Origin of the sequence: Serratia nematodiphila DZ0503SBS1, assembly GCF_000738675.1 — a bacterium.
GTDB classification, from domain to species: domain Bacteria; phylum Pseudomonadota; class Gammaproteobacteria; order Enterobacterales; family Enterobacteriaceae; genus Serratia; species Serratia nematodiphila.
The window spans coordinates 3,382,098-3,395,318 of the sequence record NZ_JPUX01000001.1 but is presented as its reverse complement, the minus strand read 5'-3'; the positions used below and the strand labels follow the sequence as shown (position 1 = coordinate 3,395,318).

At 60.3% G+C, this 13,221-nt stretch carries 15 protein-coding genes; 5 read left to right on the top strand and 10 right to left on the bottom strand.

Annotation, left to right across the window (positions count from 1 at the left end; genetic code table 11):
- The first annotated feature begins 42 nt into the window (after positions 1-42).
- The 3 genes from JL05_RS15725 (at position 43) to JL05_RS15715 (ending at position 2,230) form a co-directional block, all read left to right on the top strand.
- Positions 43-744: a hypothetical protein gene (locus JL05_RS15725; RefSeq protein ID WP_033632933.1), complete on the top strand. Its 702-nt coding sequence runs from the start codon at positions 43-45 to the stop codon at positions 742-744.
- Positions 696-1,787, top strand: coding sequence for a hypothetical protein (locus JL05_RS15720; protein WP_079007624.1), 1,092 nt, complete (start codon positions 696-698; stop codon positions 1,785-1,787). Before JL05_RS15725 ends, JL05_RS15720 begins: the two co-directional genes overlap by 49 nt.
- A gap of 194 nt (positions 1,788-1,981) precedes the next feature.
- Positions 1,982-2,230, top strand: coding sequence for a hypothetical protein (locus tag JL05_RS15715; protein ID WP_004930507.1), 249 nt, complete (start codon positions 1,982-1,984; stop codon positions 2,228-2,230).
- Between the two features lie 160 nt (positions 2,231-2,390).
- Here JL05_RS15715 and JL05_RS15710 read toward each other — a convergent pair whose 3' ends face one another.
- Together JL05_RS15710 and JL05_RS15705 are read right to left on the bottom strand one after the other, a co-directional pair.
- Complete coding sequence (locus tag JL05_RS15710; protein ID WP_015378005.1) at positions 2,391-4,025, bottom strand: peptide ABC transporter substrate-binding protein; 1,635 nt, start codon at positions 4,023-4,025, stop codon at positions 2,391-2,393.
- Positions 4,026-4,184: 159 nt separating this feature from the next.
- Positions 4,185-4,535 carry a hypothetical protein gene (locus JL05_RS15705; RefSeq protein WP_015378006.1) on the bottom strand — a complete coding sequence of 117 codons (351 nt, stop codon included), beginning with the start codon at positions 4,533-4,535 and terminating at the stop codon, positions 4,185-4,187.
- Positions 4,536-4,741: 206 nt separating this feature from the next.
- On the opposite strand from JL05_RS15705, the gene mpaA reads away from it, so the two are divergent.
- Complete coding sequence (mpaA, locus tag JL05_RS15700; protein WP_004930517.1) at positions 4,742-5,449, top strand: murein tripeptide amidase MpaA; 708 nt, start codon at positions 4,742-4,744, stop codon at positions 5,447-5,449.
- A gap of 3 nt (positions 5,450-5,452) precedes the next feature.
- Here mpaA and ycjG read toward each other — a convergent pair whose 3' ends face one another.
- Positions 5,453-6,427: an L-Ala-D/L-Glu epimerase gene (gene ycjG, locus JL05_RS15695; RefSeq protein WP_033632931.1), complete on the bottom strand. Its 975-nt coding sequence runs from the start codon at positions 6,425-6,427 to the stop codon at positions 5,453-5,455.
- A gap of 225 nt (positions 6,428-6,652) precedes the next feature.
- Here ycjG and tpx point away from each other — a divergent pair, with 225 nt between their 5' ends.
- On the top strand, positions 6,653-7,156 hold the full coding sequence (tpx, locus tag JL05_RS15690; protein ID WP_004930536.1) for a thiol peroxidase: 504 nt from the start codon (positions 6,653-6,655) through the stop codon (positions 7,154-7,156).
- A 57-nt stretch (positions 7,157-7,213) separates the two neighbouring features.
- On the opposite strand, the gene tyrR is transcribed toward tpx, so the two are convergent.
- The 7 genes from tyrR to pspA form a co-directional block, all read right to left on the bottom strand.
- Positions 7,214-8,785 carry a transcriptional regulator TyrR gene (gene tyrR / locus JL05_RS15685; protein ID WP_004930541.1) on the bottom strand — a complete coding sequence of 524 codons (1,572 nt, stop codon included), beginning with the start codon at positions 8,783-8,785 and terminating at the stop codon, positions 7,214-7,216.
- A 313-nt stretch (positions 8,786-9,098) separates the two neighbouring features.
- Complete coding sequence (locus tag JL05_RS15680; protein WP_033632930.1) at positions 9,099-10,160, bottom strand: YcjF family protein; 1,062 nt, start codon at positions 10,158-10,160, stop codon at positions 9,099-9,101.
- Positions 10,157-11,554: a YcjX family GTP-binding protein gene (locus JL05_RS15675; RefSeq protein WP_033632929.1), complete on the bottom strand. Its 1,398-nt coding sequence runs from the start codon at positions 11,552-11,554 to the stop codon at positions 10,157-10,159. Before JL05_RS15675 ends, JL05_RS15680 begins: the two co-directional genes overlap by 4 nt.
- Positions 11,535-11,801, bottom strand: coding sequence for a phage shock protein PspD (pspD, locus tag JL05_RS15670; RefSeq protein ID WP_072010102.1), 267 nt, complete (start codon positions 11,799-11,801; stop codon positions 11,535-11,537). The genes JL05_RS15675 and pspD overlap by 20 nt, the downstream gene beginning before the upstream one ends.
- Before the next feature lie 94 nt (positions 11,802-11,895).
- On the bottom strand, positions 11,896-12,255 hold the full coding sequence (gene pspC, locus JL05_RS15665) for an envelope stress response membrane protein PspC (RefSeq protein WP_015378011.1): 360 nt from the start codon (positions 12,253-12,255) through the stop codon (positions 11,896-11,898).
- Positions 12,255-12,482, bottom strand: a complete 228-nt coding sequence (pspB, locus tag JL05_RS15660) for an envelope stress response membrane protein PspB (protein WP_004930553.1) — start codon at positions 12,480-12,482, stop codon at positions 12,255-12,257. Before pspB ends, pspC begins: the two co-directional genes overlap by 1 nt.
- 63 nt (positions 12,483-12,545) lie before the next feature.
- Complete coding sequence (gene pspA / locus JL05_RS15655; RefSeq protein ID WP_004930555.1) at positions 12,546-13,211, bottom strand: phage shock protein PspA; 666 nt, start codon at positions 13,209-13,211, stop codon at positions 12,546-12,548.
- Positions 13,212-13,221 lie beyond the last annotated feature (10 nt).

Sequence of the window (13,221 nt, the reverse complement as noted above, 5' to 3'; positions counted from 1 at the left end):
CTTCTGCCGCAAGGAACGAACGGAGAACCGCAGGAGATCGCCATGCTAAAAACTTTTCTGGACATCGTCGTACCCACCGTAGGCGCCTTTGGCGCGATGTTTTTCGCCCTCGTCAAAATGCCCTTCCGCATTCGGCGGGAAAACCACGATAAGCTGCTAAACCTGCTCGAATCCGTCGAGAAGCCCCAAAGCGCCCCCATACACCTGTTACGCTTTCGCGACTATATCGGCAACAGCAGCGCCAGCCTCACTGCACTGCAGCTGCTGTTGGCGTTACCGGACAGCGTAGCGGCGCTGGAACGCTATCGCTTCACCGGTGGCCGCCAGCAAATCTTGCACGCCACGTCCGCTGGCTTCGTGTTGCGGCCAAGCGCCAATAACGCTTTCAAACGTTTCCTGCTTTCCTGCCGCTATTTCTTGCTGTATTTGGTGTTCGTTACGCTGCTGGTGCTGTTCCCCGCTTTGACTCAATGGGGACTGCAGCAGTTAGGGGTATTGATTACGCCCCATTCACTCCACTATCTGCCTAATGCGCGCATCACCGACGGCTGGCAGCTGCTGTTCCCCGGCCTATTATTTATTATGATTATGTTCAGCCTGGCATTCCTGACCTTCAGGCAGCTGGCACGCGCGGGTAACCTCAGTTCGGAACGCGCCTTTTATCGCTACTATCAACGCGCGCGTGAGGAACAACGATGCCGGGAAGTCCTGAGACAAATGCGCACGGTGCTGCGCCGAACCTGACGAGGCGCCGCCGCCTGCGCTGCATCGCCATGGCCACTCTGCTGCTGTTCGGCCAATCGGTTCGCGCAGAACCGGTGTTAGAACGTCTCGCCACGCCCTACCACGCGCCGACGGCGGCGGGTTCCCTGCCTTATTTTGTCGCTCGCGCTCGATCCCCCCAGCCGCATACCGCGCTGGTGGTGATGCACGGGCATCCACGCGACGCCGCCAAGACGTTGCAAGCGGCGATCGATGCCGCGCAGGGAGCGGGAGACAACAGCTTGCTGGTCGCCCCGCTGTTCCAGGTGCCGGTGAAACTCGCCGCCCGCTGCCATTCCGCCGGTCTGCCCCAGCCGCAAGACGGTGACGCTCTCTGGCGCTGCGGCTCGTGGATCGCAGGCGGTTTGGATAATGGCGGGAAAACCGGCTCGTTCAACGCCATGGATAACCTGCTGGCCGATCTGAAACGGCGTTGGCCGTCGCTGCAGTCGATCACCGTGGCCGGTTTTTCCGCCGGCGCCCAGTTCGTACAACATTATGTCGGCTTTGCTCATCCGCCAAGCGGAGTGCGTCTGCGCTATGTGGTGGCCGATCCCGGCAGCTGGCTCTATTTTGATCGCCTGCGCCCTCTGCCCACAAGCCGGGGAAGCTGCGGCATTGAAACAGCCTGCCGTTTCCGCTGGCAAACGCTGGACGCCGGCCGCTGCCCGCAGGCCAATCGCTGGAAATACGGTCTGGAAGCGCTTCCCGCTCACCTGCAGCGCACTGCAGACGCGGCTCGCAGGCGCTATGCTGCGGCCGATATCACTTATCTGGCCGCCGCCGATGATACCGGCACCGCGCCGGGCGCCTACTATCGGATACTCGACAAATCCTGCGCCGCCCAGCTGCAGGGTCCTTATCGGCTGCAGCGCGCCCTGGCCTATGCCGACTATGACCGACGTTATCTGGCGCCGGATAAGCCGCATCGGTTAACGATCGTACCCGGCTGTGGGCACAACGTCGCCTGCGTCTTTCCCGCGCCGGCGGCCAGGCCGGCGCTGTTTCCCATTAATGCAGACTAATAATAACGGCAATGAAATAAACCCTTGCCGATAAATCAGACAATATCACCGATAAAGCGCTGGTAATGCCGTTATTATTATGACTTAACATATTGCTATCAATTTTAATTCAAAATGATAATAATAAATCAACACAAAGCTGTTTCAGCGCAAATTTTAGGGGCATATACTTTTCTCACTACGAGGAGGTAGTTATGTTACGCGACCATTTAAAAATAAACGCCAGCGATACGCTGGAAAAAATCAGCAATATTCATTTGCAAAACCAGGGCCAGGAAGAGATCAGTGAGTTCGTGGTGAAAAACGCCGCCGGCCTGCAGATTGGCAAGGTCTCCGTCCACGATCGTTTCAGTACCCGTCGTTCTTATCCCACCAGCTACCGCATTACTCAGACCGATATGAGCGGCCGCGTAGTGGTGGACGCCATGCGGGACTGTCTGTAAGCGTAACCGCGCTCTGAAATAGACAATATTAATGTGATGATGGCAACCCTGTTTATTATTAAACGGGGTTTGTCGCGTGGGAAAATTAATTAGCCTCGTAGTTTCGCCGCCGAGAAAAAATACCGCCCCCGCATTGCGCGGGGGCGATAAATAAGCCCATTCAGTGTTTTATAATATACATCGTTTGGCTATAGGCCACGTCTTCCGGATTGGTGATCGGGTAGCCTTTTACCCACGGTTTGATCAGGCGGCCATTGGTGTATTGATATATCGGCGCGATCGGCGCCTGATCGGCAATGATCTGTTCCATCTTGTTGTAATCGGCGGTCACCGCCGCCGGATTGGTTTCCCGCCCCGCCTGCGCCAGCAGCTTGTCGTAGTCCGCATTCTTGAACTTGGCGATATTGCCGCTGTGGGTGGAGGTCAGCAGCGACAGGAAGGTCGACGCCTCGTTATAGTCACCCACCCAGGAGGCGCGGATCACATCGAAATTGCCGGTATTGCGGCTGTCGATGTAAGTTTTCCACTCTTGGTTTTGCAACTTGACGTCAATCCCCAGCTTTTTCTTCCACATCGAGGCCACGGCGATGGCGATCTTCTGGTGGCTTTCCGAGGTGTTATACAGCAGCGTCAGCTTCAGCGGGTTGTTCGGGCCGTAACCGGCCGCCTGCAGCAACGCTTTGGCCTGCGCGTCCAGCTCCGCCTGCGATTGCTGTTGCAGCAAGCTCGCTTCCGGTTTGAACCCGGCGGTCACATCCGGCGTGAAGTGATAGGCCGGTTTTTCGCCGGTGCCCAGCACTTTTTCCGCGATAATCTTGCGATCGATGGCATAGGACAAGGCCTGGCGCACCCGCACATCGTTGGTTGGCGCACGCTGGGTGTTGAACGCGTAGTAATAGGTGCCCAATTGATCCGGGGTGTACACCTGCCCCGGAATGTCTTTCAGCAGCTTCTGATACATGTTTTTCGGGAAGGATTCGGTGATGTCGATGTCACCCGCCAGGTAACGCTTGGTGGCGTTGGATTCCTGGTTGATCGGCACGAAGGTCACTTTGGTCAGCACGGTGCGCGCATGATCCCAGTAATGGTCGTTAGGCGTCAGCACCAGCTTCTCGTTCACCACCCGTTCCTGCAGTTTGAACGCGCCGTTGCCCACCAGATTGCCGACCTTGGTCCAGTCGTTGCCGTATTTTTCCACCACCGCCTTGTTCACCGGGAACAGGCTGAAGTTGGCCGTCAGGCTGACGAAGTACGGCACCGGCTTGTCCAACTGCACCTTGAGCGTGTAGTCATCCGGCGCCGATACGCCCAAGCGATCGGCAGGCAGTTTGCCGCTGATGATCTGCTCGGCGTTCTGGATCCCCGCCAGCTGCGCGAACCAGGCGAACGGCGACAAATTTTTCGGTTCTACCAGCCGCTGCCAGCTGTAGACGAAGTCTTTTGCCGTGACAGGGTCACCATTTGACCACCGCGCGTCTTTACGCAGATGGAAGATATAAGTCTGGTTGTCGCTGGTCTGCCAGCGGGTGGCGACGCCGGGGATCACTTTGCCGTTGGCGTCCTGATTGACCAGCCCTTCGAACAGATCGCGCGCCAGCTGAGCCTCCGGCAAGCCCACCGCTTTGATCGGATCGAGCGAGGCCGGTTCGTCTTTAATGTGGCGCACGATTTCCTGTTTGTCCGCCAGCGCGGTGCCCGGGGGAACCTGCGCCGCCATGGCGCTGCTCATACAGGCGCCGATCGCCGCCGCGCAGAGCGCCAAACGAAAACCCCGTTGCATTTTTTTTCCCGTCATTGTGATTTGTCCCCCGTTAACCATCTGAATTTTTTATCATATAGCACAAGATCCATCCGGCCTAGCGCTCACGGCCGAGAAGTTGCAAAAAGTGCGATTCAGGCGATAAAAAACCCGTGCGGCGCAGGGCGGCACGGGCGGTGTTTGCAGCGGCGACCGTCAGTCGTACAGGTGGATGCTGTTGATGCGGTAGCTGAACTCTTCACCCTCTTCTTCATCGAACACGGTGAAAAAGCCTTTCTCAGCCAGCGGACGAGCCGAGATATCGGTTTTTTGCAGCTGACGCGCATCCGCGTCGTCGTAGCCGTAGTCGAGATAGAAGGCATCTTTCTGGTAATCGATATGCAGGGTGAACGGATAGTTCGATTCGTCCCCGCGCCCGTCGTCGTTTTTCACCACGCCGAACCATTCCCCCTGGCGGATCTGGTTTTCAGCGTCTACGCCGCACAGCAGCGTGATGGTGTCATTTTCATTTTCGCTATAGCTGGCGATGATTCTGGCTACTGGCATGTTAAATCCTCTTGCGGGTGATTGGCTTAGCTCTGCCGTTAGTATAACAACAGCCTCAGGCCAGGTGCGGTTTAATTGGCGTTTTCGCCGCTACCGCATCACAGATCGCGCAAACGCCGCACAATTGCGATGGGAAAGATGTCTCAAAGCGTAATACACTGAATAAAATGACAATGACTCTCGGCCTTTAACTCAGGGACAATACCATGACCGAACATCGACCACGCAGTGAACGTGGCCAGTTGGCCATCGCAGGAGAGAACTACGGCAGCTCGCTGCTGGGCGCACCGCTGCTCTATTTCCCAGCGGCGGTCAGCGGCCCGCAGACCGGGCTGATCATCGCCGGCACCCACGGCGATGAGAGCGCCGCCATCGTAACCCTGTCCTGCGCGCTGCGCAGCATCGCCCCCGAACAGTTGCGCCACCACGTGGTGCTGGCGGTCAACCCCGACGGCTGTCAGCTGGGGCTGCGCGCCAATGCCAACGGCGTCGATCTGAACCGCAACTTCCCGGCCGCCAACTGGCGCTCCGGCGACACCGTCTACCGCTGGAACAGCGCGGCGCCGGTGCGCGACGTCAGGCTCTCCACCGGCGGGCGCCCCGGCTCCGAACCGGAAACCCAGGCGCTGTGTCATCTGATCCATCGCCTGAAGCCGCATTGGGTGGTGTCGTTCCATGAGCCGCTGGCCTGCATTGAAGATCCCGCCAGCTCGCGGCTCGGCGTTTGGCTGTCGCACAAGTTCGAGCTACCGCTGGTGACCAGCGTCGGTTATGAAACGCCCGGCTCGTTCGGCAGCTGGTGCGCGGATCTGTCGCTGCCGTGCATCACCGCCGAATTCCCGCCGATCTCCGCCGATGCCGCCAGCGAGCGTTACATCGACGCGATGACCGAGTTGTTGACCTACCCGGATTAATCCCTACGGGGCGATATCGACGATCGCCCCGCATTCGAACGCCAGGCCCGGTTCGGCGTCTCGCGCCAGCCAGGTCGGGCCGTCCAGATCGACGAAGCGCGCCGCCGGCGCCAGCGGCAAGGCAGCGGATATCGCCCGCGACGTACATAACATGCAGCCGAGCATGATGGCGAACCCTTGTTCGCGCGCGGCCTGCGCCAGCGCCAACGCCTCGGTCAAGCCGCCGGTTTTGTCCAGTTTGATGTTGACCATCTGATAGCGTTGCGCCAGCTGCGGCAGATCGGCACGGGTGTGGCAGCTCTCATCGGCGCAGATCGGCAGCGGATGAATAAAGTGCTCCAGCGCGGCGTCGTCACCGGCCGGCAGCGGCTGCTCCAGCATCGCTACGCCGAGATCGGCCAACAGCTGGCAGCGCGCCGCCAGCCCTTCCGCCTGCCAGGATTCATTGGCGTCGACGATCAGCGTCGCCTGCGGCACCGCGGCGCGGATCGCCACCAGCCGCTCGCTGATATAGTGATCGTCGAGTTTGATCTTCAGCAGCGTGGCGCCCTGCCGCTCCAGCTCACGCGCGGCGAAGGCCATCGCTTCCGGCGTGCCGATGCTGACGGTCTGCGCCATGCGGATCTGCGCCGGCGCCGTCACGCCGCTGCGCTGCCACAGGCTTTGCCCGTGCAGACGACACTCCAGATCCCACAGCGCCGAATCCAGCGCGTTGCGGGCCGCGCCCGCCGGCATCTGCGACAGCAGCTGCTCGCGGGTGATGCCCCGCGCGATCGCCGGCGCCATCTCAGCCAGCTGCGCCATCACCGATTCCTCGCTCTCGCCATAGCGCGGATACGGCGTGCATTCGCCGACGCCGCGCACGCCCTGCTGTTCGATTTCGACCACCACCACCCTGGCTTCGGTGCGGCTGCCGCGCGCGATCACGAAGGCGGTGTGCAGCGGCCAGGCTTCCGGGTAAAAACGCATGTCTCTCATAACGGCTCCTGAGCGAAAACTGCGCATCCAGGCAGGCTGATGCGCCGGTGATGTTTTATAGAACAGCCTAATATATACAACTATTTAGCAAACTTTGATATCCAATCCGCCCCGCTTGTCATAAACTGGCGCCAGGGTGTGAACCTGATGTTAACAGCCGTCGCCGGCGCGCCGTTCCATCAGGTTCATACCCTTTGTATAAACACCTGTAAAAGGAATCTAGCAATGACTCAGACAGTACATTTTCAAGGCAATCCGGTCAGCGTAGCGGGCAAACTGCCACAGCAGGGCGAACAGGCCAAGGCCTTCTCGCTGGTTGCCAAAGACCTGTCAGACGTAGCGCTGAGCAGCTTCGCGGGTAAACGCAAAGTCCTGAACATCTTCCCAAGCATCGATACCGGCGTCTGCGCGACGTCGGTGCGTAAATTCAACCAGTTGGCCAGCGGCCTGGATAACACCGTGGTGCTGTGCATTTCCGCCGATCTGCCGTTCGCGCAGTCGCGTTTCTGCGGCGCGGAAGGCCTGAGCAACGTGGTCACCCTGTCCACCCTGCGCGGCGCCGAGTTCAAACAGGCATACGGCGTTGAAATCGCCGAAGGTCCATTGGCGGGCCTGACCGCGCGTGCGGTCGTGGTGCTGGATGGCCAGGACAACGTGCTGTACAGCGAGCTGGTGAACGAAATCACCACCGAGCCGGATTACGACGCGGCGCTGGCAGCGCTGAAATAACAAAGCCGGCGTTCGCCGGCTTTGGAAACACGCTAAAGGCGCCGCAAGGCGCCTTTCTTATTCTTCGCCCTCGGCGCCGCCTTTACGGCTGCTCAGGCCATACTCGCGCAGCTTGTTGGCGATGGCGGTATGGGAAACGCCCAGCCGCTTCGCCAGCTTGCGGGTGCTGGGATAGGTGCGATACAGGCGCGTCAGCACCGAGCGCTCGAAACGCTTGCTGATGTCGTCCAGCGAGCCGTCCAGCACCTCGTCGCCCAGCGACATTTCCACCTCGAACTCCGGCAACACGATATCCTGCGGCCGCAGCTCGTAGCCTTCGGTTTGCGTCAGCGCGCGGTAGATGGCGTTTTTCAGCTGGCGCACGTTGCCCGGCCAGCCGTATTTGCTGAGGAAGCCGCCCAGATCGCTCGCCAGCTTGGGCCGCGCTACGCCCTGTTCATCGGCGAAGCGCGCCACGAACAGTTCGGTCAGCGGCATGATGTCCTGCGGACGTTCGCGCAGCGGCGGGATGGTGATGGTCAGCACGTTGAGGCGGTAATAGAGGTCTTCACGGAATTCGCCGCGCTGCACCAGCTCGGTGAGGTTTTTCTGGGTGGCGCAGATCACGCGCACATCGACGTGCACCTCATGCTCTTCGCCGACTCGGCGGAAGGTGCCGTCGTTGAGGAAACGCAGCAGTTTGGTCTGCATGCGCGGCGACATTTCGCCGATCTCGTCCAGCAGCACCGAACCGCCGTTGGCCTGCTCGAAGAAGCCTTTCTTGCCTTCCAGCGCGTTGGGATAAGCGCCCGGCGCATGGCCGAACAGCTCGCTCTCCACCACGTCATCCGGCAGCGCGGCGCAGTTCAGCGCCAGGAACGGCTGCTTGCCGCGCGGGCTGCGCAGGTGGCAGGCGCGGGCCAGAATATCCTTGCCGGTACCGGTATCGCCGACGATCAGCAGCGGCGCATCGAGCATCGCCAGCTTGCGCGCCTGCTCCAGCACGTGACGCATCTTGGCGCTCACCGCGACGATGTGGTCGAATTCGGTATCGTCGTTCACCGACAGATTTTGCAGTTGGCGGCCCATTCGCGCGGTGGACTTCAACATCACCACTGCGCCGACCGCAGCCGGCTGTTGCTGTTCGTCCTCCAGATAGATAGGCGTAATATCCATCAGGAAGTCCTGGCTGCGGATCACCACCCGTTCTGAGTGCGGCGCCGTATGCTCGCTCTCCAGCCAGCGGCTGAAGTTATAGCCGCCGATCAGCGCCCCGGCGGTCTGGTTGCGGATCTTGTCTTCGCTCAGGCTGAACAGCGCCTGCGCCGCCGGGTTGGCCAGCTCGACCTTGCCCTTCATGTCGATAGAGAACACCGGCTCCGGCATCGACTCCAGCAGCGCACGCAGCGCGCGATGCTCGCGTTCGGAAGGCATAAAGCTGACGGTGCGCACGTCGGTCACGCCGGCGATGCGGCGGATCTCCGCCATCAACGCGCGGAAAGTATCGAAGTCCAGCTGGGAAAAATTGAGGTAAATGCGGCCGATGGGATCGATCTCGATGCCACGTAAGTCAATGCTGCGCGATACCAAAAGATCGAGTAATTCTCGAGTGAGACCGAGGCGGTCTTCGCAAAATACTTCCAAACGCATCAGTGTTGGCCTTATCTCTGCAGGTGCGGGGATCGTTAGCGATGATGATACTCCCTCGCACCGGGCGGTAGAAGCGATCTGTCAGCAAAAGTTGACAGAACTCTGATTTATTGCCGTGGTTGCTGATTTTAAACGCAAGTGAATAACAGCATCGGCGTCATTTTAGCCTACAAACAGAGAGTTATCACAACCATAATTAATTTTGCAGAGATTTATCACGCAATCACAGGGGGATCGACTGTCGTCAAGTCTCGATTACGTCCGGCGTCGGCGCCGCTCAGAAAACGGCGCTCCTGAGAGCGCCGTCGCGGGGTTATTTGGCCTTGCCGTCGCCCTTTTTCAGCGTATCTTTCAACTGGCCGATCAGCTGGCTGCGGAAATCGCCAAGCTTCGGTTTTTCCCCTTCCAGCCACGGCAGCGGGCGGCACAGTTCCATCGCCTTGATGCCCAGTCGCGCGGTCAACAGCCCGGCGCCAATGCCCTGCGCCGCGCGCGCCGACAGCCGCGCCGCCAGATCCTGCGACATCCAGTCCATGCCCACTTCGCGCACCAGCTCGGAAGCGCCGGCGAAAGCGATATTGAGCAGCACCAACCGGAACAGACGAATGCGGCTGAAGTAACCCAGTTCGATGCCGTACAGCGCGGCGATGCGGTTGATCAAACGGATGTTGCGCCAGGCGATAAACGCCATATCCACCAACGCCAACGGGCTGACGGCGATCATCAGCGTCGACTCAGCGGCGGAGCGGCTGATTTCGCGCCGCGCCTGGTTGTCGAGCACCGGCTGCACCAGTTTGGCGTACAGCTCCACCACTTCACGATCGTTTTGCGTTTCATGCAGCGAGGCCTGCCAGCGCTGCAGCGCCGGATGCCCCTGATCCAGCCCGGCCTGGCGCGCCAGCTTCTCGCAGAATTCGCGCCCTTGCCCCAGCCCGTGGCTGTGCAACAGCTCGCGCGCCACGTCGCGCTCCTCCGCGCGCTGACGCAGCCGATACAAACGCCGCCACTCGGTGACCACCGAACCGACGCCGGCAAACACGATCAGGCCGCCGGCCACGCCGCCGCCCATGGCGATCCAGTCCTGCTGCGCCCAGGCGTTATGCACCCACTGCACGCCCTGCGCCACCACGCTGACGCCGAACAGCGCCAGCCCGGCGGTCACCATTTTGCGCCACAGGCTGCGTTTCGGCTTCAGCGCGGCGTTAATGATGCCTTCGGCGCGCCCTTCTTCCTCCTCCTGCTGCAGCTCCGGCGCCGCCGGAAAGAAGCTCTCCGCCTGCTCGGCGTCGAAAGCGACGCCGGCGCGCAACGCCGGTTCCTGCGGCGGCTGCAGCGGCTCGTCAAAATCGATACGCGGTTTAATCGGCTCGCTCATCGCAATTTGTCTCCCAATAAAAACTCCATTACCGCATCCAGGCGGATGTGCGGCAACGGTGTATCCACGCTCATGGCGCGCGGACGAAATTCATCGAAGTGGAACCCCTGGCTCTGCCAGAACGCCGGCCCCGGCAGGCGGGCGGGCACTTCGCCAGGGAACACCGTCAGCGGCGCGCCGTCGCTGAGGCGGTTGCCCTTCAGCGCCGGGATACGCTGCCCCTGATGATCGACGATGCCGCTCTCGGTCGCCTGCACCGAGGCCAGGCCGACGCAATCCATGCTGATGCCTTCGAACGCCGCGTTCTGCCACGCCTCTTGCACCAGCTGTTGCAGCAAGGACACCAGATTGGCGTGCTGATCGGCGGTGATATGGTCCGCTTTGGTGGCGGCGAACATCAGTTTGTCGATGGTCGGCGAGAACAAGCGGCGAAACAGCGTGCGCTTGCCGTAATGGAAGCTCTGCATCAGCTGGGTCAGCGCCAGACGCATGTCGTTGAATGCCTGTGGGCCGCTGTTGAGCGGCTGCAGGCAGTCGACCAGCACGATTTGCCGATCAAAACGGACGAAATGCTCTTTGTAGAAGTTCTTGACGATCGACTGGCAGTAGTAATTGAAGCGAGCGCGCAACATGCCGATGTTGGTATGCTTGTCGGCCTGCGCCAGCTTCGACTCGCCGATCGCGGCCACGTCAGGCCACGGGAAAAACTGCAGCGCCGGCGCGCCGGCCATGTCGCCCGGCAGCACGAAACGGCCCGGCTGAATGAAGTGCAGCCCTTCGCTCTTGCAACGCAGCAGATAATCGGTGTAGGCCTGGGCGATCGCCGCCAGGCGGTTTTCGTCGGCCGGCGCCAGCGGATCGCAGGCTTTGCACAGCTCAAGCCAGGGCTTGGCCCATTCGGCGCGTTCGCCCTGCAGCAGCCCGGTCATCTGGCGCGACCAGGCCAGGTAATCCTGTTCGAGCATCGGCAGATCCAACAACCATTCACCAGGATAATCGACGATCTCCAGGTACAGCGTTGAGGTGTCTTTGAAGTGGCGCAGCAGCGAGTCGTTGGAGCGGTAGCGCAACGCCAGACGAATTTCGCTGACGCCGCGCGTCGGCGTCGGCCAGGCCGGCGGCGTGCCGTACAGCTGCGCCAGCCCTTCGTCATAGGTGAAACGCTGGATGCCGAGATCGCGCTGCGGGATGCGTTTAACGCCCAACAGGCGTTCTTCGCGCACCGGTGAAAACAGCGGCATGCGCGCGCCGCTGTGCACATGCAGCAGTTGGTTAACGAAAGCGGTGATAAAGGCGGTTTTGCCGCTGCGGCTCAGGCCGGTCACCGCCAGGCGCAGATGGCGATCCATTCCGCGGTTGACCAGCGAGGTTAACTCATTTTGCAGTCGTTTCATTGCTCTCCTTGACGTAACGCCCGAATGCCTTGTTCAGGCCTTTACGGAACAGCGGTTCCAGCACCAGCGCCAGCACGAAGCGCACCGGTTTGCGGCCAACGGTCTTCAACAGCCAGCCGGCAGCGCCCGCCGGGCCATAGTTCAATAACGCTATGATGATGACTTTAGCCAATGTCTTCAACATTGCCGCCGCTCCTCGTTTAAATCCACCCGCTCTGGCGGTGTTCGCGACATCGATTTTATTCATGACAATGCCCTCCGGCACAAGACGATTAAGGTTAATCACGGGATAACGGCGGCGAAGATGCCCGGCCTGCGCAGGCCGGGTCTCGCAAGAAGGGTTACAGCTTGCGGAAACGGCTCTGTACGCCGAAGGTGTCGGACGTCACGTAACGCTCGACCTGACGCAGCTGCTGCTCGCCGCTGCCCAGCTCATATTCCAGTTGATCGAGCAGCTGGCGCGGCGTCTTCTGATGCTCGCCTTCGAAGCGGCTGGCCGGCGCCTCGTCCAACACGAACACCAGCGCGATATAAGCCACCAGCGTGAAGAAGAACAGCCCAAAGAACAGCGACAGCACCACCATCACGCGGATCAGGCGCACCGGCACGTCGAAATAGTGGGCCAAACCGGCGCAGACGCCTTTCACCATGCCTTCTTCGGGTACGCGATAAAGCTTTTTACTGCCCAGCGTATTACTCATCAGGACTGTCTCCAGTTCGGGTGTTCCGCATCAAGGATCTCTTCCAGCGCCTGAATGCGTTCACGCATGCGTTTGGCGTCTTCCGCCAGCTGCGCCAGGCGCTGCATTTCTTGCTGACTCAGCTGGATGCCGGTCTGTTGCCGATTGCTGTAATGCAGCCAAAGCCAAATCGGCGCGACAAACAGCACGAAAATTGTCAGCGGAATGGCAAGTAATAAAGCACTCATTGTTATTCCTTCTTATCGGGTCCTGGATAGGCGGCCACCTCCGGCGTGTGGCCGCGGTTCGCCTTACTCTGAGCGGTTCATCTTGGCTTTCAGCGCCGCCAGCTGCTCACTGATGGCGTCGTCGGCTTTCAGCTCGGCAAACTCCTGGTCCAGCGACTTCTTTTTACCGATGCTGATGCTTTCCGCTTCGGCTTCCATGTGGTCGATGCGGCGTTCGAACTGTTCGAAACGCGCCATCGCCTCGTCCAGCTTACCGCTGTCGAGCTGGCGACGTACTTCACGGGAAGAAGACGCGGCCTGATGGCGCAGCGCCAGCGCCTGCTGCCGCGCGCGGGTTTCGGTCAGCTTGTTTTCCAGCTCGCCGATTTCGCTCTTCATGCGCGCCAGCGTTTCTTCTACGGTCGCCACTTCCTGCGTCAGCGTGGCGATCAGGTCGGCAACCTTTTGTTTTTCGATCAGCGCCGCGCGGGCCAAGTCTTCTTTATCTTTGCGCAGCGCCAGCTCGGCTTTTTCCTGCCAGTCGCTTACCTGGCTTTCACCCTGCTCGATGCGACGCAGCAACTGCTTTTTCTCCGCCAGCGCGCGCGCCGACGTAGAGCGGACTTCAACCAGCGTGTCTTCCATCTCTTGGATCATCAACCGCACCAGCTTCTGCGGATCTTCCGCCTTGTCCAGCAGGGTGTTGATGTTGGCGTTCACGATGTCGGCAAAACGAGAAAAAATACCCATAACTCACTTC

Excerpts from the sequence above, each read along its gene's own strand:
- JL05_RS15725 (WP_033632933.1), top strand. The coding sequence starts at position 43 with ATGCTAAAAACTTTTCTGGACATCGTCGTACCCACCGTAGGCGCCTTT.
- pspC (WP_015378011.1), bottom strand. The coding sequence starts at position 12,255 with ATGAGTAATACGCTGGGCAGTAAAAAGCTTTATCGCGTACCCGAAGAA.
- mpaA (WP_004930517.1), top strand. The coding sequence starts at position 4,742 with ATGACCGAACATCGACCACGCAGTGAACGTGGCCAGTTGGCCATCGCA.
- JL05_RS15675 (WP_033632929.1), bottom strand. The coding sequence starts at position 11,554 with ATGAAACGACTGCAAAATGAGTTAACCTCGCTGGTCAACCGCGGAATG.
- tyrR (WP_004930541.1), bottom strand. The coding sequence starts at position 8,785 with ATGCGTTTGGAAGTATTTTGCGAAGACCGCCTCGGTCTCACTCGAGAA.
- JL05_RS15720 (WP_079007624.1), top strand. The coding sequence starts at position 696 with ATGCCGGGAAGTCCTGAGACAAATGCGCACGGTGCTGCGCCGAACCTG.
- JL05_RS15715 (WP_004930507.1), top strand. The coding sequence starts at position 1,982 with ATGTTACGCGACCATTTAAAAATAAACGCCAGCGATACGCTGGAAAAA.
- JL05_RS15710 (WP_015378005.1), bottom strand. The coding sequence starts at position 4,025 with ATGACGGGAAAAAAAATGCAACGGGGTTTTCGTTTGGCGCTCTGCGCG.
- JL05_RS15705 (WP_015378006.1), bottom strand. The coding sequence starts at position 4,535 with ATGCCAGTAGCCAGAATCATCGCCAGCTATAGCGAAAATGAAAATGAC.
- tpx (WP_004930536.1), top strand. The coding sequence starts at position 6,653 with ATGACTCAGACAGTACATTTTCAAGGCAATCCGGTCAGCGTAGCGGGC.
- pspA (WP_004930555.1), bottom strand. The coding sequence starts at position 13,211 with ATGGGTATTTTTTCTCGTTTTGCCGACATCGTGAACGCCAACATCAAC.
- pspD (WP_072010102.1), bottom strand. The coding sequence starts at position 11,801 with ATGAATAAAATCGATGTCGCGAACACCGCCAGAGCGGGTGGATTTAAA.
- pspB (WP_004930553.1), bottom strand. The coding sequence starts at position 12,482 with ATGAGTGCTTTATTACTTGCCATTCCGCTGACAATTTTCGTGCTGTTT.
- JL05_RS15680 (WP_033632930.1), bottom strand. The coding sequence starts at position 10,160 with ATGAGCGAGCCGATTAAACCGCGTATCGATTTTGACGAGCCGCTGCAG.
- ycjG (WP_033632931.1), bottom strand. The coding sequence starts at position 6,427 with ATGAGAGACATGCGTTTTTACCCGGAAGCCTGGCCGCTGCACACCGCC.